Source organism: Pseudomonas sp. K5002 (genome assembly GCF_013386655.1).
Taxonomy (GTDB): Bacteria; Pseudomonadota; Gammaproteobacteria; order Pseudomonadales; family Pseudomonadaceae; genus Aquipseudomonas.
Window position 1 is genome coordinate 1 of the sequence record NZ_JACARK010001417.1, and the last position, 635, is coordinate 635.

The 635-nt window shown below is 66.1% G+C and carries 1 protein-coding gene; it reads left to right on the plus strand.

Annotation, left to right across the window (positions count from 1 at the left end):
- The coding region (locus HX846_RS36835; RefSeq protein ID WP_178967417.1) for a methyltransferase at positions 1-612 on the plus strand (612 nt) is incomplete at its 5' end.
- Positions 613-635: the final 23 nt, after the last annotated feature.

Consider the following 635-nt stretch of genomic DNA (forward strand, 5'->3'; position numbering starts at 1 on the left):
GGCGACGCCCAACTGCTGCCCTGCCCGCTGCCGGGCACCGAGTTGTCGCTGTGGTTACTGGACGCCGACAACATGGACCGCGCCTTCAGCCCCGAAGAAACCCGGCGCATCCTGCATGAGCCGCCGTACTGGAGCTTTTGCTGGGCCAGTGGCCTGGCGCTGGCGCGATACCTGGCGGCCAACCCCGAGTGGGTCGAGGGTAAGCGGGTGCTGGATTTCGGCGCAGGTTCGGGTGTTGCCGGGATTGCCGCGGTAAAGGCCGGAGCGCTGGAAGTGGTGGCGTGCGACCTGGATCCGCTGGCCCTGGCTGCCTGCCGGGCGAATGCCGAACTCAACGGCGTAACACTGGGCTATTCAGAAGACTTCTTCACCGAAGCCGACCGGTTTGACCTGATCCTGGTCGCCGATGTGCTGTACGACCGGGCGAACCTGCCGCTGCTGGATCAATTCCTGACACGCGGCCGCGAAGCGCTGGTCGCCGATTCCCGGGTTCGGGACTTCCAGCACCCGGAGTATCAGCGCCTGGGTATCCTCGACGCCCTGACACTGCCCGACCTGGCCGAGCCGTGGGAGTTTCGCAAGGTGAGCCTGTACCATTCGCAGCGCGCTTGAGAGCATCGCGGGCAAGCCCGCTC